Origin of the sequence: Streptomyces botrytidirepellens (assembly GCF_003721215.1) — a bacterium.
Taxonomy (GTDB): domain Bacteria; phylum Actinomycetota; class Actinomycetes; order Streptomycetales; family Streptomycetaceae; genus Streptomyces; species Streptomyces himastatinicus.
Map to the genome: position 1 here is coordinate 38122 of NZ_RIBZ01000172.1, position 24545 is coordinate 62666.

Here is a 24545-nt window from a genome sequence, read left to right on the forward strand (position 1 = left end):
GGCTCAGCGGCGCAGGGCGGTTTCCCGCCGCATGTGGGACAGCTTCTCCGGGTTGCGCACGGCGTACAGGCCGGTGATCAGGCCGTTGTCGATGCGCAGCGCAAGGACGGTGTCGACCGCGTCGTCCTGCTGGAGGATCAGCGCCGGGTGGCCGTTGACCTGGGCGGGGCGCAGCGATCCGACCTCGGACATCCTGCCCAGACCGGCGGCCAGCAGGCGGCCCACCTTGTCGGCGCCCACGATGGGCCGCGGGACGGCCTGCTTGATTCCGCCGCCGTCGCCCAGGAAGACGACATCGGGCGCGAGGATGTCGAGCAGGCTCTGGAGATCGCCCGTGTCGGCCGCCCGCTGGAACGCGTCGAGCGCGTCGCGGGTCTCGGCCGGGGACACGGCCCCGCGCGGGCGGCGCGCCGCGACGTGGGCCCGTGCCCGGTGTGCGATCTGGCGGACCGCGGCCGGGCTCTTGTCGACGGCGTCGGCGATCTCGTCGTACCCGAGGTCGAACACCTCGCGCAGCACGAACACCGCCCGCTCGGTCGGCGTCAGCGTCTCCAGCACCAGCAGCATCGCCATCGAGACGCTTTCGGCCAGCTCGATGTCCTCGGCCACGTCCGGGGCGGTCAGCAGTGGCTCGGGCAGCCAGGGGCCGACGTAGGACTCCTTGCGGCGGCCGAGCGTCCGCAGGCGGCTCAGCGCCTGGCGCGTGGTGATCCGGACCAGGTACGCGCGCTGGTCCCGCACCTCGCCGAGATCGACGCCCGCCCACCGCAGCCAGGTCTCCTGGAGGACGTCCTCCGCGTCGGCGGCCGAGCCGAGCATCTCGTAGGCGACCGTGAACAGCAGATTCCGATGGGCGACGAACGCCTCGGTGGCCGTGTCCGTGTCCTGGGAGTGCTGCTCACTCTTCACCGGCTGCTCCTGCCTGCTCGCTCTCGACGATGCCACGCGCACAAGACGCCGGTCGCGGCGGTTCCGTGACACCTCCGGCCGGTGGCGTACGTCACACGGCCCGAGGTGTCACAGGGAGCGGGCCGTCGGCATCTCGTGTTCGTCCAGTGCACCACCACGAGAGACGCACGAGAGACGCACACGAGAGGACACCGTCATGGACGCACGGTTCAACCTGTTCGAGAACGAGTTCGGCGCCAGGTTCGCCAAGCGGTTCGCAGGCGCCGGGCTGCTGATCCACCAGTCGTCGCTGCCGAAGTCCACGCAGGAGCTGGTGTCGCTGCGCGCCAGCCAGATCAACGGCTGCGGCTGGTGCATCGACATGCACACCAAGGAGGCCGCGGCCGCAGGAGAGACCGCGGTCCGGCTGGGCCTGGTCGCCGCGTGGCGCGAGGCCACCGTCTTCACCGAGGCCGAGCAGGCCGCGCTGGCGCTCGCCGAAGAGGGCACCCGGCTCGCCGACGCCCACCCCGGCGTGTCCGACGAGACCTGGGACCGGGTGCGCAAGCACTACGACGACGACCAGATCGCCGCCCTGGTCTCGCTGGTCGCCCTGATCAACGCGGCCAACCGGCTCGCCGTGATCGTCCACCAGCGCGGAGGGGGGTACGAGCCCGGCATGTTCGCCGCCGCGGTCAACTGATGGACGCGTAGGCCCTTCGCTTCACCAGGGTTCCCGGAGGAGGCCGCGGTCTTCAGGCCGGGGAGGAATCCGGTTTCCCGCGTAGCGGGAGCAGGAGAAGCCGGATCGCCGCTGGGCGATCCGGCGTGCACCCAGGGAGTGGTGAGGGCGGCCTCCAGGAGGTGCAGGATCTTGGAGTTGAAGGACCGCCGGTCCGCAGCGGCTTGGTCGGTCACCCGTTCGGGTAGGTCTGCCGGGATGCGGCGTGAGAAACGAACGATGACGCTACGTTGATGGCATGACGACGCCAAGTGAATCAGGCAAGGCCGGGCATGCCCGGTACACGTACCGGCTTCGCATGTCGTCGACCGCCGGTGTGGCGCTGCTGGCGGAGTGGGCTCGCTGCCGGTGGATCTGGAACGAGTGTGTTGCCAAGTCCAAGGCCACTTACCTGCACAACGAGGCCACGGGCGAGAAACGCACGTGTGGTCCGGCGCAGTTGGACAAGATGCTGACCGAGGCGCGGGGGCGTGTGCCGTGGCTGCGGGAGGGAGCGAGTGTTCCGCAGCAGCAGGTGATCCGGGATTTCGGCAGGTCCCGTGCCAAGGCGCACAAGGACATTCGGGAACGTCTGCCTCAGCGGCAGCGGGCCGGTATGCCGCGCTGGAAGAAGAAGCGCGACGCCTTGCCGACGTTGAACTACACCCGGCGCGGATTCCAGCTGAAGGACGGCCGCCTGCACCTGGCGGGCGGGATCGTACTGACGGTGGTGTGGTCACGGGACCTGCCCGCCCAACCGTCCTCGGTGCGCGTGTACCAGGACAGCGTCGGGCACTGGTATGGCTCGTTCGTGGTCCCCGCCCAGGTGCGGCCGTTGCCGGAGACCGGCCGGGTGCTCGGCGTGGACTGGGGCGTGAAGGAGACTGCCACCACCACCTCAGACGCTCACGATCTCCCGCACGCGCAGCACGGCCGCAAGGCGCAGGCCCAGCTGAGTCGGTATGACCGGATGGTGGCCCGCCGCAGACCGAAGAAGGGGCAGGCCGCCTCCAAGGGCTACCGCGAGGCGAAGAAGTGGCGCGCGAAGGTCTACGCGAAGATCGCCCGGCAGCGCCAGGACACCGACCGCAAATGGGCGAAGAAGGCCGTGACCGACCATGACGCCATCGCGGTTGAGGACTTCAAGCCGAGGTTCCTGGCCAGGTCTTCGATGGCGCGCAAGGCGGCGGACGCTGCGATCGGCGCCACGAAGAAGGCGCTGATCGAGATGGGCCGCAAGCACGGGCGGGACATCCGTCTGGTGCACCCTGCGTACACGACCATGGACTGCGCATCGTGCGGAGCGAGAACCAAGCACGCACTGCCGTTGTCCGAACGCACCTACACCTGCACCGCATGTGGAGCGGTCTCGCCCAGAGACAAGAACTCCGCCCGCGTGATGCTTGTCCGGGCAGGTCTGAACCCGGCTGGTGCCGAGGGCGTAAGACCTCCGGGAGCGCTGCTCCCGGAGGCAGCCTGAGCCAGGAATCCCCTCCCTTCATGGAGGGGAGCAGTCAATTCCGCCAGAACAGGTGGTGCGTCACCCCGCTCGGGCTGGGCACAACGTCCAGGTGGAACCGGTCGCGCAGCTCATCGGGCGACTCCCAGAGCCGCGACCCGGCTCCCAGCTCCACCGGCGAGACCACCACGTGCAGGGTGTCGACGAGGTCGGCGTCGAGGAATTCGCGGATGGTGGTGGCCCCGCCGCCGAGCCGGACGTCCTTGCCCCGCGCCGCCTCCCGCGCCCGTTCGAGCACCGTGGCCGGGGCGTCGTCGACGAAGTGGAACGTGGTGTCGGAGAGCGTGAACGAAGGACGCGGGTGGTGGGTCATGACGAACACCGGAGTGTGGAACGGGGGCTCGTCACCCCACCAGCCGCGCCACTCGTAGTCCTGCCAGGGCCCGCGCTGCGGTCCGAACTTGTTGCGCCCCATGATCTCGGCGCCGATGTTGCGGGTGAAGTCCCGCGTGAAGTAGTCGTCCAGACCGCGGCTCCCACCGGGGTCGGTGCGCATGGGCCAGCTCGCCGTGGCCCCGGCCCAGGTGAACAGCTCCCCGGGATCGGCGTCGCCGAACGGCCGCTCCAGGCTCTGGTGCTCACCGGCACCGAATCCGTCCGACGACACGGTGAAGTTCTGGACCCTCAGCAACTGCGTCATGCGGTTCCTCCTGTAGGGGGTGACGACAGTTGGACCGCCCGGCCCCGGAAAACTCATCGCCGCGGTCGGAACCTGCTGGTTGTCACGGCGTGACGATGCGCTCGACCGCGGCCGCCACGAGGGCGTCCCGCTCGGCTTCCGAGAACATGTCCGGCAGTGTGAGCTGCTCGACGATCAGCCAGTTCAGCGCCAGGTACAGCAGCCGGACCGCCGTCGCGTCGCCGGGCAGGCCGGACTCCTCGTGATAGGCCACGTTGGCCGCCATGTCGGCGCGGACGCGTTCGGTCAGGACGGCGCGCAGGGCGGGCCGCCGGGTGGCCTCCAGGCGGAGTTCGAGGAGCGCCAGATAGCCGGTGCGGAAGGCGCTGATCCGGCCGACCAGCTCGCGCATCAGCGCCGTGTACCCCTCCCGGTCGCGGGTGCTCGCCCGCTGCCGGGCGATGGTCGCGTCGTCGGGCTGGAGCCGTTCGTAGACCCGGGCCCCGGCCTGGGTGAGCAGGTCGTCGCGGTTGGCGAAGTAGTTGGAGGCCGTCCCCGGGGGCACGGCGGCCTCGGTGTCCACCGCCCGGAAGGTCAGCCCCCGCGCGCCCTCCGCGGCCAGCACCTCGATGGCGGCGTCCACGAGGGCCGCCCTCCGCTCGTCGTTCCTGCGAACCATTGACACCACTCCAGTTGTAGTACTACGTTCACACCACCTCAGTCAGAGTACTACGAGTGGAGTGGTTCACGGTATGCGAGAACTCGTCTACTACGTCGCCGTCAGCATCGACGGCTATATCGCCGGGCCCGACGGGGAGTACGACTTCTACCCCGGGGGCGACGAGGCGCAGCACGCCGCCTACATGGGGTCGATGAACGAGCGCTACCCCGAGACCGTCCCCACCGCCATGCGCCCCGCCTGCGGCCTCGCCGACGCGCCCAACCGGCGCTTCGACACCGTCCTGATGGGCCTCGGCGCCTACCGCCCCGCGCTGGACGCGGGCATCGCGAGCCCGTACGCCCACCTGCGCCAGTACGTCGTCTCCACCACCCTCGGCGCAGCGCCCGCCCCGGACGTCACGGTGGTCGACGGCGACCCCCTCGCCCTGGTCCGCGACCTCAAGCGGGAGGAGGGCCAGGACATCTGGCTCTGCGGCGGCGGCCGACTCGCGGGGACGCTGCTGCCCGAGATCGACCGCCTGATCGTCAAGAGCTACCCGGTGGTCGCCGGAGCCGGAATTCCCGCCTTCCACGGCGCGTTCAACCCCACCGTCTTCCGGGTGACCGACCGGGAGCTGTTCGACAACGGCGTGACGGTCACGTGGTCCACCCGCCGGTGACCCGCGCTCAGGCTGAGGGCATGGCCACGCCTCAGCCGGCCGGGGTGGCGGGCAGGGGCTTGCCCAGCATGGTGCAGACCGCGGTGTCCACCAGGGCCTTGTTGGTGGTCGCGGCCTTCGCCTCCTTGACCCCGAAGTTGGTGATGGTCAGGACCGCGACACTGCGGCGGCCGCTGCCGTCGGTGTAGACCTCACCGGAGTAGCCGGGCTGACCACCGGTGTGGCCCCAGACGGTGCCGCAGGGAGTGTCCACCTTCATCAGGCCCAGTCCGTAGGCGCCGCGCTCCTCGGGCGCGGTGACCATCGTCCGCATCTGCTCCATCTGCGCCTCGGGCAGCAGCTTGCCGGACATCAACGCCGTCTGGAACCGCTGCCAGTCCCGCGCCGTGGAGACCATGCCGCCCGCCGCCCACGCCCAGCTCGGGTCGACGTCCGTGGTGTCGACGTTGTCGTGCGGACGCCCGGGCCCCGCGAACCCGGTGCCCTCGGGCAGTTCCACCGTCGGGGCGAGGATGCGCCGGAGGCGTGCGGAGTCCGGCTCGTAGCCGGTGGCGTGCTTCTTCCCGGAGCCGAAGTCGGCGTTCGTGGCCAGGAAGGAGTCGTTCATTCCCAGCGGCCCGGTGATCCTCTGCTCGATCAGGCGGGCCAGGCCCTTCCCGGTGGCCTTCTCCAGGATCAGGCCGAGGGCCGCGTAGTTGGCGTTGCTGTAGGAGTACTTCTCGCCGGGAGCGGCCGGGGGATCCTGCGGAGGGGTGATCGCGAGGAGTTCCTCGGGCCGCCAGGTGCGCCGCTCCTGCCCGGTCAGGGTGGGCAGGAATTCCGGTGTCAGCAGATAGTCGCCCAGTCCGCTGGTGTGGTTGAGGAGCATCTTCACGGTGATGTCCTGCCCACCCTCGACCACCCCCGGCAGCCACCGCTCCACCGGGTCGGCCAGATCGACCCGGTGCTCGGCGACCAACTGGAGGATGAGGGTCGCGACGACCGTCTTGGTGTTGGACGCCATCCTGAACCGGTCGTTCACGGCCAGACGGTGATCGGCCTTGGTCCAGGCGGTCTGACGGGCGATCTCCACGGGCTTCCCGCGGCCCCGGTCCACCCGGACGATCACGCCCAAGGAGCCCGTGTCCGCCGCGGTTTGCGCGAGTTCCGCCAGCTGTCCGTCGGCCGCTGCCGTCACCGTCGTCGTGCCCGAGTCCGCTTCCGAGCAGCCGACGAGTAACCCGCTGATGCCGGTCACCAACGTCAGCGTGAGTGCCCCACGCAGGATCCGGCGGCTCGATGCCCTGTATGCCGACACAGTCGTTCTCCCTCACAGCTCTCGCCCGGTTGCGGATGGCGATGCTGCTCATCCTTCTCCGCGGGAGATCACAAGGGGATCCGGCCAGCCCGCCGGATCACCGGGGGTTATCCCCCCGCCGCGCCCAAGAACGCTGAGCCGTCGTAGCGCGCCCCTCCGCTTCCCGTCATCGGAGAAGCGGAGGGGCGTTGGTGCCGGCCCGGGTGACGCCGGGACTACGCGTAGACGGTGACCGGGGAGAGGCAGGATTCCCAGTCGCCCTTGACCACGCAGACCTTCATGGAGTGCTTGGAGTCCTCGCCCAGGTTGCCGGTTTTCCAGGGGCTCCAGTAGGGCGCGCCGTGACCGCGAGTCGAGGCCACGCGGCCGGTGTCGAGGCGGGCCTCGACGCCCAGACCATCGCCGGCGCCGTCGTAGGCGATGAGGGCGTCACCGGGGTCGGTGTTGCCGTCCCCGTTGATGTCCCCGCCCGGGTTCTGGCTCCAGATGCCCGTCCCGGCGTAGACGCCGCCGTAGTAGATGTCCACCCCGGTGTACGGGCTCTGGACGCTCTGCTGTCTGAGGACGTAGCTGAGCTTGGGCTCCCCGTCGTCGGCCTGGGCAGTGGCCTGGGTGGCCGCCACGGCACCGAGTGCGAGCAGACCGGCGACGCCCGCCTTCAGAATCTTTCGAGTCATATATCCCCCTTGTATCTCGAAATGCCTACTGAGTATCAGAGGCACCATGCTTAACCGGGCGCTGACGTGCAACAAGCCTGCTTTCAGCCGCCGGTGACGGAGGTATAGGCCATTCCGCTGTCGGCTGTGGATGGCCTATGAGGGAGCTGTCACCAGATGTCGGGGGTCGGGATCGCCCGGGTGAAGTCTCCGGCCCGCAGCGCCTCGGTGGGGATCGACCAGTGCATCCAGCCGCCGTCGCCGCCGAGGTACCACTCGCCCTGCCCGGACAGTTGGAGCAGGTGGTGGTAGAGGTTCGGGTCGTCGCCGTTCGACAGCATCGGGGCGCTTCCCGTCGGGAACTCGGGTCGGCCGAAGGCGATGTCCTCGGAGTCCAGCGCGCCCGGCCGCTCCGACCAGTCGGTCAACAGGCCGTGGATGTACGTGTCGGGCATGGCCCGGGCCATGTCGTCGGCGTCCGGCCCCAGGTCGAGGGTCTTCCAGGCGGGGTCATAGGTGTCGGGGAAGGCGAACCCGGGCGACGCCGCCCACGGCACCGGATCGAAGACGCTCGCCCGGGCAGGCGGGGCCGTCTCGACGGCGTGCGCGGAGCGGGCCGCGATCACCCGCCCCACCTGCGGGTCCATGAAGTCGTACGTCAGCGACAGCTCCATGGCGGCCGGGTCGGCGTCCTCGGAGTCGCTGTCGAGGGAGAAGAAGTTGAGCAGGCCCGTCCCGGCCGGGAGTACGCCGTCCAGCCAAGGCGCCAGGGCGTCGGTGTCGAGGACGGCGAGCAGGCTCAGCGGGAGGCCGTCGCAGGTCGGCCAGGGCGTGCTGGGTTCGAGCATCGCCCGCCCACCGAACCGGCTGTGGCCCGCGGCCTCACCCGGTTCGGCTTCGGTGAGCGCGAAGCCTGGCCGGGCGAGGCGGACGAAGCGGTCCGCGAGGTCCGCGCCGAGACGTTCGGCGCAGAAGTCGCGCAGGGCGGTGAGCGTGGCGTTCGGGTCCATGCGCAGGATTCAAGCAGGCGGGTGAGACACCGCGGTCATGGCGTGGCCAGGTCGAGTTCGGCCCAGATCTCCTTGCCGACGGTGCGCTCCCGTACGCCCCAACGCGTGGCGAGCGCGCGGACGATGAGCAGGCCGCGGCCGTGTTTGTCGTCGGGCGACGGCTGCCGGGGCTGGGGCAGGCGTTCGCCCCTGGGGTCGGCGACGGCGATGCGCAGGCTGGTCTTGGTGAGGGTGAGGTAGACGCGGAACAGTCGCCCGGCGACGCGGCCGTGCCGTACGGCGTTGCCCGCCAGCTCGGAGACGATGAGCGCGGCGTCGTCCGCCAGGGCGGGGTGGCCCCACTCCGCGACCATCCGTGCAGCGTGCCGCCGGGCGCGGGTCACGTTTATCGGCGTCGGGACGTAGTCGATGCGGTCCTCGTGGACGACGGGGTCTTGGGGTGCGATCGGCATCGCGTACCTCCGTGCGGGCAGGGCGGAGCGGATCCGCCAACTGGTGCCCCTGTGCGAGCGGTTCGTCACGGAAGGTAGCCCTGACGGCGAGATCGACACAAGTTCCTCTTGGAGGAATTCCCCCGATCTGGTTTGCGGCGGCCGTTGGAGGCGGCCAGACTGTGCGCGTGACGACGAGTCAGCCCATGCAGGGCAACAGCACCTCGACCGTTCTGGGACGCAGGCTGGGCGGGGAGCTGACGAGGCTCCGCGCGGCGGCGGGCCTGACGCAGACACACGCCGCCAAGGCCCTCACCGGGTCCACGACCAAGGTCGCGAAGATGGAGGGCGGCTGGGTGCCCGTGCGGGACCCGGACATCCGCGCGTTGTGCGAGTTGTACGGCGTGAGCGACCCGGCGGTCGTGGGCGGGCTGCTGGAGCTGGCGCGGGTGGACCGCGAGCGTCGCAAGGCCAAGGGCTGGTGGAACGAGTTTCCCGGCGTCGGCGCTATGCACGAGTACGTGACGCTGGAGAGCGTTGCGACGGTCATCAGGTCTTGGCAACTCTCCTTCGTCCCGGGGCTGCTACAGACACCCGAGTACATCCGTGCGCTGCGGCAGGATGCACGCACGGGGGACAGCGGTGACGACGAGCAGTTCGTTGAGGCACGACTCGCGCGCCAACGGCGGCTCGACGACACCCCGCAGCTATCGCTGCGCGCGGTGATGTACGAGGCTGCGCTGCGGAACCTCATCGGCGGTGCGGACGTGATGCGCGCGCAGTTGGATCACCTGGTCGCCGTGGCCGAGAAGGGCAATGTCAGTCTGCGTGTGCTGCCGTTCGATGCGGGGGCCAGCCACGGGATGAACTGCACGTTCAACGTCATCTCGTTCGGCGAGCCCGGCGCCATGGACGTGGTTTACATGGAGGTCCCCTTCAGCCAGCTCTGGATCGAAGGCGGGGAGGCGGCGGCGCAACACGATGAGTTGTTCGAGAGAATCGCCAGGCGGGCTCTCAACGAGCACGATTCCCTGGAACTCATCAGTCGCCTCAGCGGAGAACTGTGACGATGCCTGATTTCACCTATCGCAAGTCGAGCTACAGCGACCCGGAGCACGAGTGCGTTGAGGTGGCCACGAACGTGCCCGATGCCGTGGCGATACGCGACTCCAAGCACCCCGGCGGCCCGATACTCCGCCTGGCCCCCGCCGCCTGGGCGGACTTCCGGGACGCCCTCGTCGGCGGGCGGATCCGGGCGTGAGCGAACGGAAACCGGGCCGGGCGTCCGGCCCCGCTCATGGGGCCGGTGATGGTCGGGCGGCACGGGCCGCGCCGCCCGACCATCACCGGGTCGCGGTCAGGCCGTGGCGCGGAACGGCCCGGTGACCTCGTAGGTGATGCCACCCGAGGAGCTGCCCGTCGTACCGCGCTGGCTGGAGAAGTACAGCCGCTTGCCGTCGGGGGAGAAGGCCGGGCCGGTGATCTCCGAGCCCGACTGGCCGGAGATGCGCAGGAACGGCGCGACGATGTCGTCCGGGGTGATGACGCAGATCTCCATGTTGCCGCCGTCCTCGGCGATGAACAGGTCGCCGGAGGAGGAGCCGGTGACGTTGTCGACGCCGGTCAGCGGGGCGGGGCCAGGGTTGACCGGGCTGTCGTCGTAGGCGAGTTCGTAGGTGCTGTTGGCCAGGTTGAGCTGCCAGACGCGGTTGTCGCCCTTGGTGGTGAACCAGACGGTGTCGTTGGCGTAGTGGCAGCCCTCGCCGCCGTTGAAGATCTTGGCGGCCGGGACCTGGTCGCGGGTGGCGGTGGGCGAGCCGTCGGGGTCGGGCACGTTCGCCCAGCTGAACGACCCGGAGGTGGCGGTGCCGGCGACCAGCACCTGGAGTTGGCCGGAGGACAGGTTGCCCCAGGTGGTCGGGATGAACCGGTAGAAGCAGCCGTCCGTCTCGTCCTCGGTCAGGTAGATCACCCGGCGCACCGGGTCGGCGGCGGCCGCCTCGTGCTTGAACTTGCCCAGGGCGTCGCGGCGGACGGCGGCGTTCACGCCCCACGGGTCGGTCTCGTAGACGTAGCCGAGGGACACCTCCTCGCAGGACAGCCAGGTGTTCCACGGGGTGGCGCCGCCCGCGCAGTTCTGCCGGGTGTTGGACAGGACGCGGTAGGCGTCGGTGATGGTGCCCGAGGAGTTGAACGTGACGGCGCTCGCGCCGCCACTGGGGTTGATCTCCGAGTTGGAGACGTAGATCCAGCCCGTGCCGTCGGCGAAGCAGGCGCCGCCGTCGGGGGCGCTGTGCCAGGCGTACGAGGTGCCCGGCACCGTCTGGCCGGACCGGGCGATCACCCGGCTGGTGAAGCCGCTGGGCAGCGCGATGCCGTTGGCGTCGGCGGCGAGCAGAGCACTGTACGGGCCCGGGCCCTTCTGGGCCGGGGCCGCGTAGGCGGCGCCGCGCATGAGGGTGCCGCCAAAGGCGGCGGCGGACGCTCCGATGACTGCTCCGCGCAGGAAGACGCGACGTTCCACAGCTACTCCTTCATCAAAGAAGGTCGATGGATGGCTGATTGAGCGACGCCGACTGGTCACGGGGAAGAACCTAGGACCGCCGCACCTGGCCGATCAGGTCCCTGTAGGCGAACTCTTCACGGCCAACCGGTGAGTCGGGTGAAGAAGCAAGCTCAAGGGTGGGCGCGCAAGGCCCGTGGCGTCTGCTCCGGCAGATGCCACGGGCCACATATGGGTGTCAGGTCACCACCACCTGGTGCAGGCGACATCCGGATAGTTGCTTGCCTTACCGCAGGCCCGCATCAGGTTGCCCTTGTTGTTGAACGCGTCGGTGTGGTTGCTGCCGCCCGTGTTGATTTTGGTGACGCTGAGCTGCGTCCAGGTCCGGCCGCCGTCGAAGCTGCGGTCTACCCACACCAGGTCGCCGGGGGAGCCGAAGATCCGGCCCCAGGCGCAGGTGCCGTTGTAGCGCAGTTCGATGCCGCGGGAGTGGGTCGAGGCGGACGCGACCGTCCGGGCGTTGTTGGTGTTGCAGCCTTCGGCGGCCTGCGCCGGGGGCACCGTGGTGAGCATGGCTCCGGTGAGCCCGGCCGCGGCGAGGGCTCCGAGGAGAGTCTTGCGAGCGCGCATGTCTGACGTCCTTCCGGTTGCGTGAATCGCTCATTCGGCGATAAACCGGGTGTACCGCGAGCCCGCCGGGACCGGTCCCGCCCCGGAATCCGATGGCGCGGCGCCGCGCAGGCGTCAAGAATCGCCGGATGCAGGAAGTGAAGCTGTCCGACGGGATCGTCACGCTGTCCCCGCTGCACCTGGAGGACGCGGAGGCGCACCTCGCGGGGGAGGACGAGGCGCTGGTGCGCTGGCTCAGCGGTGGCCCCGGCACACCCCAGGGCGTCGCAACGTACTTCCGGCACTGCCGGGAACAGTGGGACACGGCCGGACCACTCCGCGCCTTCGGCATCCGCGCAAACGCAGACGCGGCACTCGCGGGGACGATCGACCTGCGGTTCACCGCCGAGGGCTTGGCGCCCGGCCAGGTGAACATCGCGTACGGCCTCTACCCGTCCTGGCGGGGACGCGGCCTGGCCACCCGCGCCGTCTTCCTGGCCACCCAATACGCGGCACACGAGGGTGGGGAGGAGGCGGTGATCCGGGTGGAGCCGGAGAACACCGCATCCGCCGCGGTCGCCCGGCGGGCGGGGTTCACCCCCGGCGGGCACACGCGCGGCGGGGACGGGACACGGCTCGACTGGTACGTACGGGACCTGCGCGTCCAACCCTCGGAGGGCTCCCACTGGCTCCGGCGCCACACCGCCCGATGGCACCGTTTCGCGCGGGTGACGGTCCGGGTCGTACCGGCGGTGGGGGAGACGACCGTCGAGATCGGGGACGATCCGTACGGCTGGCTCCGGACCGTCTACGGGCCGGACGCCCTGCCGTACGCCAACGATGGCGGCCTACGTCAGGAGGCGGTCGACGGGGTCCGGTACGCCGTGGAACGGCTCACCGACCCGGTGCCGCCGCTCCACGTCACCATCACCGAGATCATGGACTACCTCGTGGACACCGGCCCCGGCGACGTCAAGTACGCGGCGGCCTACGCGCTCTGGGACGCCCTGGGCGTCGAGCCTCCCGTACGCCCCTACCTCGCCGAGGCGGACGGGACGCCCGTCTTCCCGGACTGATCGCGCGCGGGCCGCCGCACGGCGTCAGAGCGGGGTGAGGACGCAGAACTCGTTGCCCTCCGGGTCGGCGAGGACCGTCCACGGCACGTCGCCCTGGCCGATGTCGAGGTCGGTGGCGCCGAAGCCCCGCAGCCGGGCCACTTCCGCCGCCTGATCGTCACCGGGGTACGGCCGGAGGTCGAGATGGACGCGGTTCCACCCGGTCTTCTCGTCGGGTGTGCGGAGGAACTCGAGATACGGGCCGACACCCTCGGCGGAGCGCAGCACCGCCTGATCGTCGGTCACCTTGTGCACGGTCCAGTCCATCGCCTCGCCCCAGAACCGGGCCATGGCCCGCGGATCGGCGCAGTCGACCACCACCGCGGCCATCGGCCCGGTGTCCCGGTAGATCTCCCGAGGCTCCAGTACGCAGAACTCGTTGCCCTCCGGGTCGGCGAGGACCGTCCACGGGACATCGCCCTGGCCCACGTCGGCGGGCGTCGCGCCGAGCGCCTGGAGGCGCGTGACCAGGTCCGCCTGATGGGCCGTGGAGGTGGTGGCGAGGTCGACGTGCACGCGGTTCTTCACCGTCTTGGGGTCCGGGACGGCAAGAATGTCGATGTAGATGGCGCTGGGGTCGGGATAGGTGACGCCTTCGGGTTCCAGATTGGTCACGCCGGGTTCCTCGCTGGCAATACCCCAGCCGAGCGCCTCCGCCCAGAACCGGCCGAGGGCGGAGTCATCCTGAGCCTTCATCGCAATCTGTACAAGCCGCGTCGCCATGGCGCCGATCTTATGTCCATGCCGTGCACTCCGGGTTTGAATTTCCGGGCCGGAACGTCAGTCGTTGGCCAGGGCGCGGCCGAGGTTCGCCTTCAGTACGTCCGCCAGTGTCACCGTGGGCCGTCCGAGCAGGCGGGCGAGCGTGGGGTCGGCCGGGGCGAAGTCGCCCCGGCGGCTCGCCGCGAACAGGCCGACGAGCAGGTCGGCCCGAGCCTCCGGCAGGCCGTGGCCCAGCAGGTGCGCGCGGTATTCGGCGTCGGAGACGACGACTCTGCGGACCGGGCGGCCCGTCAGTCGCGTGGCGAGCGCCGCGACACCGGCCAGGTCGATCGCTTCGGGGCCGGTGAGCGCGGGGGTCTGTCCGTCGAGGTCGTCGCCGCCCGTGGTGAGGGCGAGCACCGCCGCGTCGGCGAGGTCGGCGTGGTCGGTCCAGGCGACCGGCCCGTCCTCGGGTGCGATCAGTTCGCCCGTGTCGAGCGCGGCGCCGAGCAGCATCACGGCCGACGAGGCGTAGAACCCGTTGCGCAGCGCGGTGAAGGGGATGCCGGACGCGCGCAGCGCGGCTTCGGTGGCGGCGTGGTCGGGCATCGGGGCGAAGGCGGAGGCAGGGTGCGCGCCCATATGGCTGGTGTAGACGATGCGGCCCGCTCCGGCCGCCGCTGCGGCGTCAACGGCCGTGCGGTGCGCGCTGAAGGCCGTCTCGCCGGTGGTGTCCGTGGAGACGATCAGGACCTGCGAGGCGCCCTCGAAGGCGTGGGCGAGGCTCGACGGGTCGGCGAAGTCGCCCCGGCGGACGCGTATGCCCCGGGCGCCGAGGTCGCGCGCCTTCTCCACGTCGCGCACGCTGACGCCGATCTCCTCGGCGGGGACGCGTTCCAGCAGCCGTTCGGTGATCGCCCGGCCGAGCCTGCCGTTGGCTCCGGTGACGATGATCATGAGGTTCTCCCCGGTCCAGAGGGTGTTTCCAGCGATAACGCGTGGAGCGTATCACCGGAAACGAACAAACGGTAACGCGATCCTGTTATCGTTGGAAACATGGACGACGACGTCACCGCAGCGAACGGGCACCGGGAGCGCATCGTCGCGGCGGCCGCCCGGCTACTGGCCGAGGGCGGGACCGACGCGGTGTCGACCCGGGCGGTGAGCGCCGCGGCCGGGGTGCAGCCACCGACCATCTACCGGCTCTTCGGCGACAAGCAGGGGCTGCTCGACGCCGTCGTCGCCCATGGCTTCGCGGCGTACCTGGCCGACAAGACCGCCGCGGAGCCCACCGACGACCCGGTCGCGGACCTCCGCGCCGGATGGGATCTGCACGTCGGCCTCGGCCTGGCCAACCCGGAGCTGTACCTGCTGATGTACGGCCAGCAGCGGCCCGGGGCGTCGTCGCCCGCGGCCCTCGACGCCTTCGACGTGCTCGCCGGGCACATCCGGCGCATCGCGGAGGCGGGCAGGCTGCGCGTCCCCGAGGACCGGGCCGCGGCCCTCGTGCACGCCGCCGGATCCGGTACGACGCTCTCGCTCATCGCCACGCCCGAGGAGCGCCGCGACCCGGAGCTGTCCCACGCCGCCCGCGAAGCCGTCCTCGCGGCGATCACCACCGACGCCCCCGCCGCCCCCGAACCCGGACCCGCCGCGGCCGCCGTCACCCTCCGCGCCGCACTGCCGCGGACCGACGCCCTGACCGTGTCCGAAAGCGCCCTCATGCGGGAGTGGCTCGACCGGATCGCAGGCCAGGCCCGCTGATTCCCGCTGTGACGCGCGTCACCGGAACTCACCCGCCCCGGCGGTCAGTTGAGAGTGTGACCACAGATACGCGAACCCGGGTACGGGCCGGGGATCCCGACGCCTTCGCGGAGTTGTTCGACACTTACGCGCGCGGGCTGTTCAAGGTCGGCACCGTCACCTTCACCAGCGCCATCACGCAGCGCGCGGTCGTCGACGGCAACAAGCAGATGCCCGCGGAACACCAGGCGGGCTGACGCGATGCCGTTGAAGAGGCCGTCGAAGACCGCCACGGCGGCGGTGTGCACCCTGCTGATCTCGGCGGTGCTGGCGGGGGCCGCGCTCGCGGCCCCCGGGTCCGGGTCGGGCGTACGGACGGAGGGCCCCGCCACCACCGACAGCGGGCTCAGACCTCCTCGCGCATCAGTCGCAGATACACCACCGAGAACGCCGCCCCCACCAGCAGCAACAACAGTGCCACCGCCGTGCCGTAGCCGATCAGGGACTTGTTGAACGCCTGGTCGTACATGAACACCGGCAGCGTCTGGCTGCGGTTGCCGGGGCCGCCGCGGGTCATGGCCCAGATGAGGCCGAACACCGACAGCGTCTGCAAGGTGTTGAGCATCAGATTGGTGCCGATGGAGCGGCGGATCATCGGCAGGGTGACGTGCCAGGAGCGGCGGAGACCGCCCGCGCCGTCGACCTCCGCCGCCTCGGTGATCTCCTGGGGGATCTCCGCCAGGGCGGCGGAGTACACGAGCATCGAGAAGGCCGTACCGCGCCAGACGTTGGCGAACGACACGGCGAGGATGGGCAGGGTGTACAGCCAGTTCTGGGACGGCAGGCCCAGCCCGTCCAGCAGGGCGTTGAGCGTGCCCTCGCGGCGGAAGAAGGCGTACAGCAGGAAGCCCGCGACGATCTCGGGGACGACCCAGGCCGCGACCACGATCGCCCCGATCAGCGTGCGCACCGGCTTGGACGCGCGCCGCATCAGGGCGGCCAGGGCCAGGCCCAGGGTGTTCTGGCCGAGCAGGGAGGAGACGACCGTGAAGACGAGGGTGAGGACGACCGCGTTGCGGAAGTCGTCGTCCCCGAAGGCGCGGCGGAAGTTGGCGAGGCCGGTGAACTCCGTGGTGGAGGTGCCGGTCAGCTGCATGTTGGTGAACGCGATGTAGCAGCAGTACGCGATGGGCCCGCCGAGGAAGAGCAGCAGCAGGACGGTGGCCGGGGCGAGCGGGAGCCAGCGCAGGGGGCGGCGCCGGCGTACGGGGGAGACCGCCACCGGGGCCTTGGCCGCGGTGGTCATCCGCCCACGGCGCCGTCGGTGACGGACTTCAACTGCTCGTCGTACGCCTTCGCGGCGCCGCCCGGCGAGGAGTCACCCGCGGTCGCCGCCTCCATGGCCTCGCCGATGGCCGAGGACACTTGCGGGTAGACGGGGAGCGCCGGGCGGTAGTGGGTGTACTTCACCAGGCCGGTGAAGAAGCGGATGCCGGGCATGGAGGAGAGGTATTCCGGGTCCTGCGCGACGTCCTTCCGGACGGCGATCTGGGCGTTGATGATGTCCCACCGGACCGCGTTCTCCTTGGTCTGGAACTGCTCGATGAACTTCCAGGCCAGATCGGGTTTCTTGGACTTCGCGCTGATCGCCAAGGTCCAGCCGCCGGACATGCTGACCTTGCCTGGCGCCTGGCCATGCTGGGTGGGCATCGGCGCCTGGCCGAGGGTCTTCGACCACTCGGGCCACGGCTTGCCGCCGGTCTTCAACCAGTTCTGGCCGAGCCAGGAGCCGTCGAGGGCGATGGCGAGCTTGCCTTCGGGGAGCCATTCGCTGAAGACGGTGGTGCCGACGTTGGGGTCGAGGGCGTCGGAGATGTCCGGGCCGAGCTTCTCGCCGTACACGGTCTTCAGGAACGCCAGCGAGTCCCGGAAGCCCTTGCCGCCGGTGACCCACTTCTTCGTCTTCGGGTTGTAGAGCGGCTCGTCGCCCGCCGCCCCCGTCCCGTACAGCAGCATCTCGAAGCCCTGCATGACGGACGTCTCGCCCGGGGCCTTGCCGGTGTACACGTTGAGCGGGGTGACGCCGGGGACCTTCTTCTTGACGGCGCGGGCGGCCTCCAGGATGTCGTCCCAGTTCTTCGGCGCCCAGTCGGCGGGCAGCCCGGCCTTCGCGAAGATGTCCTTGTTGAACCACAGCCCGCGGGTGTCGGTGCCGTCCGGGACGCCGTACGTCTTGCCGTCCTCCGCCTTGGCCGCCGTCTTCGCCGTGTCGACGAACTGGTCCCAGCTCTTCCACTTGGCCAGGTAGTCGTCCAGCGGCCGCAGATAGCCCGCCTTGATGTCCGCGTTGATCCGGAAGGTGTCCTCGTAGACCAGGTCGGGGGCGGTCTTCGGGGACCGCATCATCTGCTGGACCTTGGTGGCGTAGTCGTTGTCCTGCGCCTGGATCGGGAGCAGCTTGACCTTCTTGCCGGGGTTCGCCTTCTCGAACTGCTTCTTCACCGCGGCGAGGTGGTTGTCCTTGAAACGGATCTTGTTGTCGGTGCTGCGGTTGTACGCGACCTTGACGGTGTCCGGATCGCTGCCCGAGCCGCCACCGCAGGCGGTGAGCCCGGCGGTGGCGACGAGGGCGGCGGCGGTGAGGATCAGTGGGGCGGTGGTGGGGCGCACGGCACGACCTCCTTGCCGGCCTCTATGGCCTGCGGGCCGACCGTAAGGTCGCCTTCAACGCAAGGTCAATCCCCGTGAACCGGGATGTGGTTGGCGTGCCGGGCGCTCGAATGCGGGTTCCATGGAGGGAAGTTCAGCCCGTGTAGCCCGCGAGTGCCCTGGTGAAGTCGTACGTCCCCTGGTTGATGCCGCTGCACGCGTCCGCGTCCGTGCCGGAGCCGCACTTGCGGTCGCGGTTGAGGGACCAGAAGCTGACCCGGGCCAGGTGGTGGCTCTTGGCGTACGAGATCATGGAGTTGAAGTTCGCCAGGGTCACCGTCTCGCCCGCGACGTCCGTCTTGCCGTTCATCGAGGAGAAGCCGACCTTGCGGTAGGCGGCGTCCGAGGAGAGGCCGTACGCGCTCGCGACGGTGTTCTTCAGGCCGTCGACGGCCGACTTGGTTGCCGCCGCCATGTCGACGGAGCCCTGTCCGAAGTCGAACGGCATGACCGCCCAGCCGTCCACGTCGAGCCCGGCCTTGGCGCCGCGTTTGACCAGGTCCGTGCCGTTGGCGTCGGGCCCGGTCGTGGTGGTGCCGAAGGTGACGTAGACCTTGAGGCCGCTGTTCTTCTGCTTGACGGTCTTCAGCGCGTCGATCACCCGCTGCCGGACCGTCGCGTTCTCGAACTCGCTCGCTTCGATGTCGATGTCGATCGCCTTGAGCCGGTACGCGTCGATGACCTTCTGGTACGCGGCGGCGAGCGCGGAGGCCGAAGAGCACTTCTCGCCGAGCTTGTTGCCGCTCCAGCCGCCGAAGGAGACGGTGACGTCGCCACCGGCCGCGCGGATGGCGTTGATGGTCGACTGGTCGGTGCCACCGGTGAGGGCGCGGGAGCCGTCCCACTTCGGCGTGCAGCCGCCGTCGGAGAGCATGAACGCCATCGTGAACTGACTCGTGCCGGTCGCCGACATCACGTCCGTGGCCTTGGGCGGACTGCCCCAGCCGAGGTAGAGGTACGGCCCGGTCTGGCCGATGGCCGCGGCCGCCGTGGTGTGGGGCGAGGGGGTGGCCTGGGCGGTGGTGACCGCGCCCGTGGTGAGCAGGGCGACCAGTCCGGTGGCCGCGGCCAGGGTGCGTCTGTGGCGGCGCCGGGGGAGCTGATGCATGACGGACGTCCTCCTGGGGGTGAGGGGAGGGGTGCGGCTGAACGCTAGCGAGCCGTCATGACCGCGACAAGACATCGGATAGGAAACTTTCCTAATGATCGCCCGGCAGGGTTGCCCCATGCTCGCCGAGGCAGGCGGTCAGCGCTCGCTGACCCAGCGGTAGACCAGCTCCGGGCGGCCGATCGCCCCGTAATGCGGCGCACGGTCGGCGCGGCCCGCCTCCACCAGGTGTTCCAGATAGCGGCGCGCGGTGATCCGTGAGATCCCGACCGCCTCCGCCGTCGCCGCCGCCGAGACGCCGTCCTCGGCGCCGCGCAGCGCCTCGGTGACCGCCTGGAGGGTGGCCTGGGTGAGCCCCTTGGGCATCGAGGCGGGCTGCGGCGCGCGCAGGGCGGCCAGCGCCCGGTCCACCTCGTCCTGCCCGCTGGCCTCGCCCGCGGTCGACCGGAACTCGGCGTACCGCTGGAGCCGGTCGCGGAGGGTGGAGAAGGTGAACGGCTTCAGTACGTACTGGACGACCCCGAGCGAGACCCCGTCCCGGACCACGGCGAGGTCCCGGGCCGAGGTGACGGCGATGACGTCCGCCCCGTGCCCGGCCGCGCGCAGCGCCCGCACCAGCTGGAGGCCGTGCCCGTCGGGGAGGTAGAGGTCGAGCAGGACCAGGTCGGTGGGGGTGCGCTCCAGCAGCCGCTGGGCGTCACCGCCGGTGCGCGCGGTGCCGACGACGGCGAATCCGGGGACGCGCTCGACGTACATCCGGTGCGCGTCCGCCGCGACGGGGTCGTCCTCGACGACGAGCACCCGGATCGGCTCCGGGGTCGGGGTCGCCGAGTTCGCCTGCGGCGGGCTCATGGTCGGGTTTCCTCTCGGGGACAGGGCGGGGTGCGGCGGGGCATGCCGGGGGGCCGGGCAAAAAGCTCGGGGGCCCAATTTACGGAGCGTAATGAAGAGTGGCCAGGGTTACGGCCCTGTGAATCCGTCGGACGTGGTCATCGGTGCCCGCCCGGCCCGGGTGCTCATGAGGTGGGGGCCGCCGTGGCGAGCGGCAGCCGGACGGTGAACTCGGCGCCCGAGCCGGGCGCCCCGGCCACGTCCACGGTGCCCGCGTTGCGCCGTACGGCCTGCTGGACCAGGGCCAGCCCCAGCCCGCGGCCCGTCGACTTGGTGGACCAGCCGCGGCGGAACGCGTCCTCGGTCGCCGCCGGGTCGAGCCCCGCGCCGGTGTCCGCGATGTGCAGGGTCAGCTCGCCGTCGTCCGCGCGGACGGCGACCGTGACGCGGGCGCTGCGGGCGGCGCCGCTGCCGACGCCCTCGGCGGCGGCGTCGATCGCGTTGTCGACCAGGTTGCCGACGATGGTCACCAGGTCGCGGGCGGCGAGACCGGGCGGCAGCAGTCCGTCGTCGATGCGGCTGTCGGGGGTGAGGACGAGTTCGACGCCGCGCTCGCTGGCCTGGGCCGCCTTGCCCAGCAGCAGCGCGGCCAGCACGGGTTCGGCGACGGCCGCCACCACCTGGTCGGTGAGCGCCTGGGCCAGCTCCAGTTCCGCGGTCGCGAACTCGACAGCCTCGTCCTCCCGGCCCAGCTCGATCAGCGAGACGACCGCGTGCAGCCGGTTGGCCGCCTCATGGGCCTGGGAGCGCAGCGCCTCGGCGAAGCCGCGTACCGAGTCCAGCTCGCCGGAGAGCGCCTGGAGCTCGGTGTGGTCGCGCAGCGTGACGACCGTGCCGCGCTGTTCGCCGCTGCTCACCGGGGAGGTGTTGACCACGACGACCCGCTCCGCGGTGAGGTGCAGTTCGTCCACCCGCGGCTCGGCGGCCAGCAGGGCGCCGGTGAGCGGGCTGGGCAGGCCCAGCTCGGAGACGTAGGCACCGACCGCGTTCTCGGACAGCCCGAGCAGTTCCCGGCCGCCGTCGTTGATGAGCGCGATCCGCCGCTGTCCGTCCAGCATCAGCAGCCCCTCGCGCACCGCGTGCAGCGCCGCCTCGTGGTAGTCGTGCATGCGGCTCAGCTCGGTGGCGTTCATGCCGTGGGTGTGGCGGCGCAGCCGGGCGTTGATGACGTACGCGCACAGGCCCCCGGCGGCGAGCGCCCCGGCCGCGACGGCGAGCAGCGCGAGGAGCTGGCGCCGCACCTGGGCGCTGATGGTCTCCACCGTGATCCCGGCGCTGACCAGCGCGGTGATCCGGCCCCCGGCCCGCTGGTCGCGCACCGGGGCGATCACCCGCACCGAGGCACCGAGGGTGCCGGTGTAGGTCTCGGGGAAGATCCGGCCCCGCAGCGCGGGCTCGATGTGGCCGAGATAGCGCTCCCCGATCCTGTCCGGATCGGGGTGTGTCCAACGGATACCGCGCGGGTTCATGATGGTCACGAAGGTGACGCCGGTGTCCCGGCGCACCTTCTCCGCATACGGCTGGAGCCGGGCACTGGGGTCGTCGGACCGTACGGCGTCGGCCACCGAGGGGGAGTCGGCGACGGCAGCGGCGGCGGCCGTGGCCTGGCTGCGCGCGGCGACCGTGGCCTGGTCGCGGTCGGTGATGTACGCGAAGACGGCGCATCCCGCCACCAGGGCGGCGACCAGCACGACCTGCATCGCGAAGAGCTGCCCGGCCAGGCTCCGCGGGTGGGGGATGCGCATGTCCATCAGTCTGCACACGAATCTTTGTGTGAACGAAATGAACGGAAGGGTGACCCCCGTCACAGCCGTGGGGCATAGTCGCCGGAACCGTTCAAGGCGGTGTGCGAGCCGCACACGGTACAGCGCCGGGACAGTTGGACGGCCGTAGAGAAGGAGGCAGCACCGTGGCTGCGGAGATCACGCCGCCCGCATCGGGACGTACGGAACCGGAGCGGCCGAAGGCGAAGAAGAAGGAAAAGATCCATTACCTCTACCTCGCTGTGATCGGCGCGGTGGCGCTGGGAATCCTCGTGGGCTTCGTCGCCCCCGACACGGCGGTAGAGCTGAAGCCCATCGGCGAAGGCTTCGTCAACCTGATCAAGATGCTGATCTCGCCGATCATCTTCTNTGATCAAGATGCTGATCTCGCCGATCATCTTCTGCACGATCGTGCTCGGCGTCGGATCGGTACGGAAGGCCGCCAAGGTCGGCAAGGTCGGCGGTCTCGCGCTCGGCTACTTCATGGTGATGTCGACCGTCGCGCTCGGCGTCGGCCTCATCGTCGGCAACATGCTGGACCCGGGCAGCGGGCTGCACTTCAGCCAGGAAGTGGCGAAGGAGGGCCAGAGCCAGGTCGAGAGCGGCGCGAGCGAGGGCCTGTCCGAGTTCCTGCTGGGCATCATCCCCACCACCCTGGTCTCCGCGTTCACCTCGGAGCAGGTGCTCCAGACCCTGTTCGTCGCCCTCCTCGTGGGCTTCGGCCTCCAGGCCATGGGCAAGTCCGGTGAGCCGGTGCTGCGCGGCATAGGCCACATACAACAGCTCGTCTTCAAGCTGCTGTCGATGGTCATGTGGCTGGCCCCGGTGGGCGCCTTCGGCGCGATCGCCGCGGTGGTCGGCGAGACCGGTCTGGACGCGCTCAAGGCGCTCGCCGTCATCATGATCGGCTTCTACGTCACCTGCATCCTCTTCGTGTTCGTCGTGCTCGGCACGATTCTGCGGCTGGTCGCGGGCGTGAACCTGTTCCTGCTGCTGAAGTACCTGGCGCGGGAGTTCCTGCTGATCCTCTCGACGTCCTCCTCGGAGTCCGCGCTGCCGCTGCTCATCGCCAAGATGGAGCACGCGGGCGTCAGCCGCCCGGTCGTCGGCATCACCGTGCCGACCGGCTACTCCTTCAACCTGGACGGCACCGCGATCTACCTGACCATGACGTCGCTGTTCATCGCCGACGCCATGGGCAAGCCGCTCGCGATCGGCGAGCAGATATCCCTGCTGCTGTTCATGATCGTCGCCTCCAAGGGCGCGGCCGGTGTCACCGGCGCCGGTATGGCGACCCTCGCGGGCGGTCTCCAGTCGCACCGGCCCGACCTGGTCGGCGGTGTCGGCCTGGTCGTCGGCGTCGACCGCTTCATGAGCGAGGCCCGCGCCCTCACCAACTTCGCGGGCAACGCGGTCGCCACCGTCCTGGTCGGCACCTGGACCAAGGAGATCGACAAGGACCGGATGAAGGAGGTCCTCGCCGGACGGCTCCCGTTCGACACCGCGGCCTTCGCGGCGAACGGCGGCGGCCACGGCCCGGCCGCCGACGACTCCGAGGGCGCCGACACCAAGGCGCTCCCCGAGCAGCGTGACGGTGACACGGCCAAGGAGCACGTGCCTGCCTGACACCCCACGCCCCTGCGGCCCTGCCCTCCTGAATCGGGGCAGGGCCGCGGTCGTGTTTCCGTCCGGGGTGTTTCGAGCAGTGGTGTCCCGCGTCCTCCCCCCGTGGCAGGACACGGGACACCGGCACAGGGAAGGGCGGGTCAGCCCTCTCCGTCCGCCGCCGGACGAAGCTGTTCCGGGAGCGCGGTCCATTCGGGGCCGCCGTTCCGGGGCTTGATCCACGCGATGTTGCCACCGGCGTCGATGTACGCGACGCGGCCGATGGTCTCGCGCTCGATGTCGTAGACGAGATCGCCTATCCGGGGTCTGCGGCGGGTGTGTCCGGCCGTGGTCATGACGCCAGCGTCCTACGAGCCGCTGATGTACGGCTGATGCCTCGCTGACCTGGCCCTGTGGGTAGGCTGCGGGATTGTCACATGAATCTCTGGTACCGACGGGGGCAGCGCGTGGACGGGACCGGGTTACGCCTCTTGGGGCCCGTGGGGATATGGCGGGACGACCAGCTGCTGGGCCCGACCGCCGCGCAGCAGCGTTCCGTTCTGGCGATGCTGCTGATGGAACCGGGCCGGGTGGTCTCCGTCGACCGGCTGGTCATGGCCATATGGGGCGAGGACCCGCCGGGCTCGGCGCGCAACGCCGTACAGGTCCAGATCTCCAAGCTGCGCCGCATCCTCGCCGCCCTGCCCGACACCGAACTCACCACCTCCGCCAAGGGCTACTGCCTCACCACCCCGCGCACGGCCGTCGACCTGCACAGGTTCCGGGACCTGGTGCGCGAGGCCCGCAACGAGAACGACGGCCGGGCCGCGGAACTGCTGTGCGCCGCGCTCCAGTTGTGGCGCGGTCCCGCGCTCGCCGATGTGGCGGGCGGCTGGCTGTCCGACACCGTCGGGGCCGGTCTCGAGGAGGAGCGGCGGGCCGCGGTGGAGGAGTGCGCCGCGCTCGACGTACGGGCCGGGCGCCACCACGAGGCCGTCGCGCAGCTGTCCGCGCTGGTCGCCGAACACCCGCTGCGGGAGCGCTCGGTGGCGCTGCTGATGGAGGCGCTGTGCCGGTCCGGGCGGCGGGCCGACGCCCTCGCGCTGTTCCGCGCCACCCGGCAGCGGTACGCGGAGGAGCTGGGCATCGAACCGGGGGAGGAGCTGCAACGGCTCCACCGCCAGGCGCTCGAGGCGCGCAGCGGATTCGGGCTCGTGCCCGGGTCGGGGGCGGGAGTCGGGCCCGCGCCCGGGTCGGGGGCCGGGCCCGCGCCCGAGGGCCGCCCCAGTTCCGGTCCGGGGGCCGGGACCGAGGGC

Annotated in this window: 26 protein-coding genes and 1 pseudogene; 10 read left to right on the forward strand and 17 right to left on the reverse strand. The window is 70.6% G+C overall.

Annotated features, from left to right (window positions below; genetic code table 11):
- Positions 1 to 3 precede the first annotated feature (3 nt).
- Positions 4 to 909: an RNA polymerase sigma-70 factor gene (locus EEJ42_RS13220; RefSeq protein ID WP_123100141.1), complete on the reverse strand. Its 906-nt coding sequence runs from the start codon at positions 907 to 909 to the stop codon at positions 4 to 6.
- 196 nt (positions 910 to 1105) lie between these two features.
- Here EEJ42_RS13220 and EEJ42_RS13225 point away from each other — a divergent pair, with 196 nt between their 5' ends.
- Both EEJ42_RS13225 and EEJ42_RS13230 read left to right on the forward strand, forming a co-directional pair.
- The gene (locus EEJ42_RS13225) at positions 1106 to 1591 is read left to right on the forward strand and encodes a carboxymuconolactone decarboxylase family protein (RefSeq protein ID WP_123100142.1); all 486 of its coding nucleotides are present in this window, start codon (positions 1106 to 1108) and stop codon (positions 1589 to 1591) included.
- A gap of 277 nt (positions 1592 to 1868) precedes the next feature.
- Complete coding sequence (locus EEJ42_RS13230; RefSeq protein ID WP_123100143.1) at positions 1869 to 3089, forward strand: RNA-guided endonuclease InsQ/TnpB family protein; 1221 nt, start codon at positions 1869 to 1871, stop codon at positions 3087 to 3089.
- A 34-nt stretch (positions 3090 to 3123) separates the two neighbouring features.
- Here EEJ42_RS13230 and EEJ42_RS13235 read toward each other — a convergent pair whose 3' ends face one another.
- Together EEJ42_RS13235 and EEJ42_RS13240 are read right to left on the reverse strand one after the other, a co-directional pair.
- Positions 3124 to 3768, reverse strand: coding sequence for a dihydrofolate reductase family protein (locus tag EEJ42_RS13235; RefSeq protein WP_123100144.1), 645 nt, complete (start codon positions 3766 to 3768; stop codon positions 3124 to 3126).
- Between the two features lie 82 nt (positions 3769 to 3850).
- Positions 3851 to 4426, reverse strand: coding sequence for a TetR/AcrR family transcriptional regulator (locus tag EEJ42_RS13240; RefSeq protein ID WP_123100145.1), 576 nt, complete (start codon positions 4424 to 4426; stop codon positions 3851 to 3853).
- 73 nt (positions 4427 to 4499) lie between these two features.
- Here EEJ42_RS13240 and EEJ42_RS13245 point away from each other — a divergent pair, with 73 nt between their 5' ends.
- Positions 4500 to 5087 (forward strand): dihydrofolate reductase family protein, encoded by a 588-nt coding sequence (locus EEJ42_RS13245; protein ID WP_123100146.1) that lies wholly within the window; start codon positions 4500 to 4502, stop codon positions 5085 to 5087.
- Positions 5088 to 5118: 31 nt separating this feature from the next.
- On the opposite strand, the gene EEJ42_RS13250 is transcribed toward EEJ42_RS13245, so the two are convergent.
- The 4 genes from EEJ42_RS13250 to EEJ42_RS13265 all read right to left on the reverse strand — a co-directional run bounded on the left by EEJ42_RS13250 (position 5119) and on the right by EEJ42_RS13265 (position 8502).
- Positions 5119 to 6333 (reverse strand): serine hydrolase domain-containing protein, encoded by a 1215-nt coding sequence (locus EEJ42_RS13250; RefSeq protein WP_123100165.1) that lies wholly within the window; start codon positions 6331 to 6333, stop codon positions 5119 to 5121.
- 266 nt (positions 6334 to 6599) lie between these two features.
- Positions 6600 to 7061, reverse strand: coding sequence for a hypothetical protein (locus tag EEJ42_RS13255; protein WP_123100147.1), 462 nt, complete (start codon positions 7059 to 7061; stop codon positions 6600 to 6602).
- 149 nt (positions 7062 to 7210) lie between these two features.
- Positions 7211 to 8050 (reverse strand): DUF1963 domain-containing protein, encoded by an 840-nt coding sequence (locus tag EEJ42_RS13260; protein WP_123100148.1) that lies wholly within the window; start codon positions 8048 to 8050, stop codon positions 7211 to 7213.
- 35 nt (positions 8051 to 8085) lie between these two features.
- Complete coding sequence (locus tag EEJ42_RS13265; RefSeq protein WP_123100149.1) at positions 8086 to 8502, reverse strand: ATP-binding protein; 417 nt, start codon at positions 8500 to 8502, stop codon at positions 8086 to 8088.
- A gap of 167 nt (positions 8503 to 8669) precedes the next feature.
- Here EEJ42_RS13265 and EEJ42_RS13270 point away from each other — a divergent pair, with 167 nt between their 5' ends.
- Together EEJ42_RS13270 and EEJ42_RS13275 are read left to right on the forward strand one after the other, a co-directional pair.
- On the forward strand, positions 8670 to 9548 hold the full coding sequence (locus EEJ42_RS13270; RefSeq protein WP_246096500.1) for a helix-turn-helix domain-containing protein: 879 nt from the start codon (positions 8670 to 8672) through the stop codon (positions 9546 to 9548).
- A 2-nt stretch (positions 9549 to 9550) separates the two neighbouring features.
- A complete protein-coding gene (locus EEJ42_RS13275) occupies positions 9551 to 9742 on the forward strand; it encodes a DUF397 domain-containing protein (RefSeq protein WP_123100151.1) in 192 nt (63 codons plus the stop codon).
- A 96-nt stretch (positions 9743 to 9838) separates the two neighbouring features.
- On the opposite strand, the gene EEJ42_RS13280 is transcribed toward EEJ42_RS13275, so the two are convergent.
- Both EEJ42_RS13280 and EEJ42_RS13285 read right to left on the reverse strand, forming a co-directional pair.
- Positions 9839 to 11005 carry an alkaline phosphatase PhoX gene (locus tag EEJ42_RS13280; RefSeq protein ID WP_123100152.1) on the reverse strand — a complete coding sequence of 389 codons (1167 nt, stop codon included), beginning with the start codon at positions 11003 to 11005 and terminating at the stop codon, positions 9839 to 9841.
- A gap of 222 nt (positions 11006 to 11227) precedes the next feature.
- A complete protein-coding gene (locus tag EEJ42_RS13285) occupies positions 11228 to 11614 on the reverse strand; it encodes a glycosyl hydrolase (RefSeq protein ID WP_123100153.1) in 387 nt (128 codons plus the stop codon).
- Positions 11615 to 11742: 128 nt separating this feature from the next.
- On the opposite strand from EEJ42_RS13285, the gene EEJ42_RS13290 reads away from it, so the two are divergent.
- Entirely contained in the window at positions 11743 to 12669 is a 927-nt protein-coding gene (locus tag EEJ42_RS13290; protein ID WP_123100166.1) for a GNAT family N-acetyltransferase, read from the forward strand.
- 24 nt (positions 12670 to 12693) lie between these two features.
- Here EEJ42_RS13290 and EEJ42_RS13295 read toward each other — a convergent pair whose 3' ends face one another.
- Together EEJ42_RS13295 and EEJ42_RS13300 are read right to left on the reverse strand one after the other, a co-directional pair.
- A complete protein-coding gene (locus EEJ42_RS13295) occupies positions 12694 to 13431 on the reverse strand; it encodes a VOC family protein (protein WP_123100154.1) in 738 nt (245 codons plus the stop codon).
- Positions 13432 to 13488: 57 nt separating this feature from the next.
- Positions 13489 to 14367: an NAD(P)H-binding protein gene (locus EEJ42_RS13300; protein WP_123100155.1), complete on the reverse strand. Its 879-nt coding sequence runs from the start codon at positions 14365 to 14367 to the stop codon at positions 13489 to 13491.
- Positions 14368 to 14466: 99 nt separating this feature from the next.
- On the opposite strand from EEJ42_RS13300, the gene EEJ42_RS13305 reads away from it, so the two are divergent.
- Both EEJ42_RS13305 and EEJ42_RS52785 read left to right on the forward strand, forming a co-directional pair.
- Positions 14467 to 15174, forward strand: a complete 708-nt coding sequence (locus EEJ42_RS13305) for a TetR/AcrR family transcriptional regulator (protein ID WP_123100156.1) — start codon at positions 14467 to 14469, stop codon at positions 15172 to 15174.
- A gap of 56 nt (positions 15175 to 15230) precedes the next feature.
- Positions 15231 to 15410, forward strand: coding sequence for a hypothetical protein (locus tag EEJ42_RS52785; protein WP_123100157.1), 180 nt, complete (start codon positions 15231 to 15233; stop codon positions 15408 to 15410).
- A gap of 149 nt (positions 15411 to 15559) precedes the next feature.
- Here EEJ42_RS52785 and EEJ42_RS13315 read toward each other — a convergent pair whose 3' ends face one another.
- The 5 genes from EEJ42_RS13315 to EEJ42_RS13335 form a co-directional block, all read right to left on the reverse strand.
- Positions 15560 to 16459 carry a carbohydrate ABC transporter permease gene (locus tag EEJ42_RS13315; RefSeq protein WP_123100158.1) on the reverse strand — a complete coding sequence of 300 codons (900 nt, stop codon included), beginning with the start codon at positions 16457 to 16459 and terminating at the stop codon, positions 15560 to 15562.
- On the reverse strand, positions 16456 to 17823 hold the full coding sequence (locus tag EEJ42_RS13320) for an ABC transporter substrate-binding protein (protein WP_123100159.1): 1368 nt from the start codon (positions 17821 to 17823) through the stop codon (positions 16456 to 16458). The genes EEJ42_RS13315 and EEJ42_RS13320 overlap by 4 nt, the downstream gene beginning before the upstream one ends.
- Before the next feature lie 133 nt (positions 17824 to 17956).
- On the reverse strand, positions 17957 to 18970 hold the full coding sequence (locus EEJ42_RS13325) for a chitinase (RefSeq protein WP_123100160.1): 1014 nt from the start codon (positions 18968 to 18970) through the stop codon (positions 17957 to 17959).
- Positions 18971 to 19108: 138 nt separating this feature from the next.
- On the reverse strand, positions 19109 to 19822 hold the full coding sequence (locus EEJ42_RS13330) for a response regulator (RefSeq protein ID WP_123100161.1): 714 nt from the start codon (positions 19820 to 19822) through the stop codon (positions 19109 to 19111).
- 164 nt (positions 19823 to 19986) lie between these two features.
- Positions 19987 to 21606: a sensor histidine kinase gene (locus EEJ42_RS13335; protein WP_123100167.1), complete on the reverse strand. Its 1620-nt coding sequence runs from the start codon at positions 21604 to 21606 to the stop codon at positions 19987 to 19989.
- Positions 21607 to 21770: 164 nt separating this feature from the next.
- Here EEJ42_RS13335 and EEJ42_RS13340 point away from each other — a divergent pair.
- Positions 21771 to 23250: pseudogene (locus EEJ42_RS13340) on the forward strand (cation:dicarboxylate symporter family transporter).
- A 140-nt stretch (positions 23251 to 23390) separates the two neighbouring features.
- Here EEJ42_RS13340 and EEJ42_RS13345 read toward each other — a convergent pair.
- Positions 23391 to 23585: a hypothetical protein gene (locus tag EEJ42_RS13345; RefSeq protein WP_123100162.1), complete on the reverse strand. Its 195-nt coding sequence runs from the start codon at positions 23583 to 23585 to the stop codon at positions 23391 to 23393.
- 144 nt (positions 23586 to 23729) lie between these two features.
- On the opposite strand from EEJ42_RS13345, the gene EEJ42_RS13350 reads away from it, so the two are divergent.
- The coding region (locus EEJ42_RS13350) for an AfsR/SARP family transcriptional regulator (RefSeq protein ID WP_246096509.1) at positions 23730 to 24545 on the forward strand (816 nt) is incomplete at its 3' end.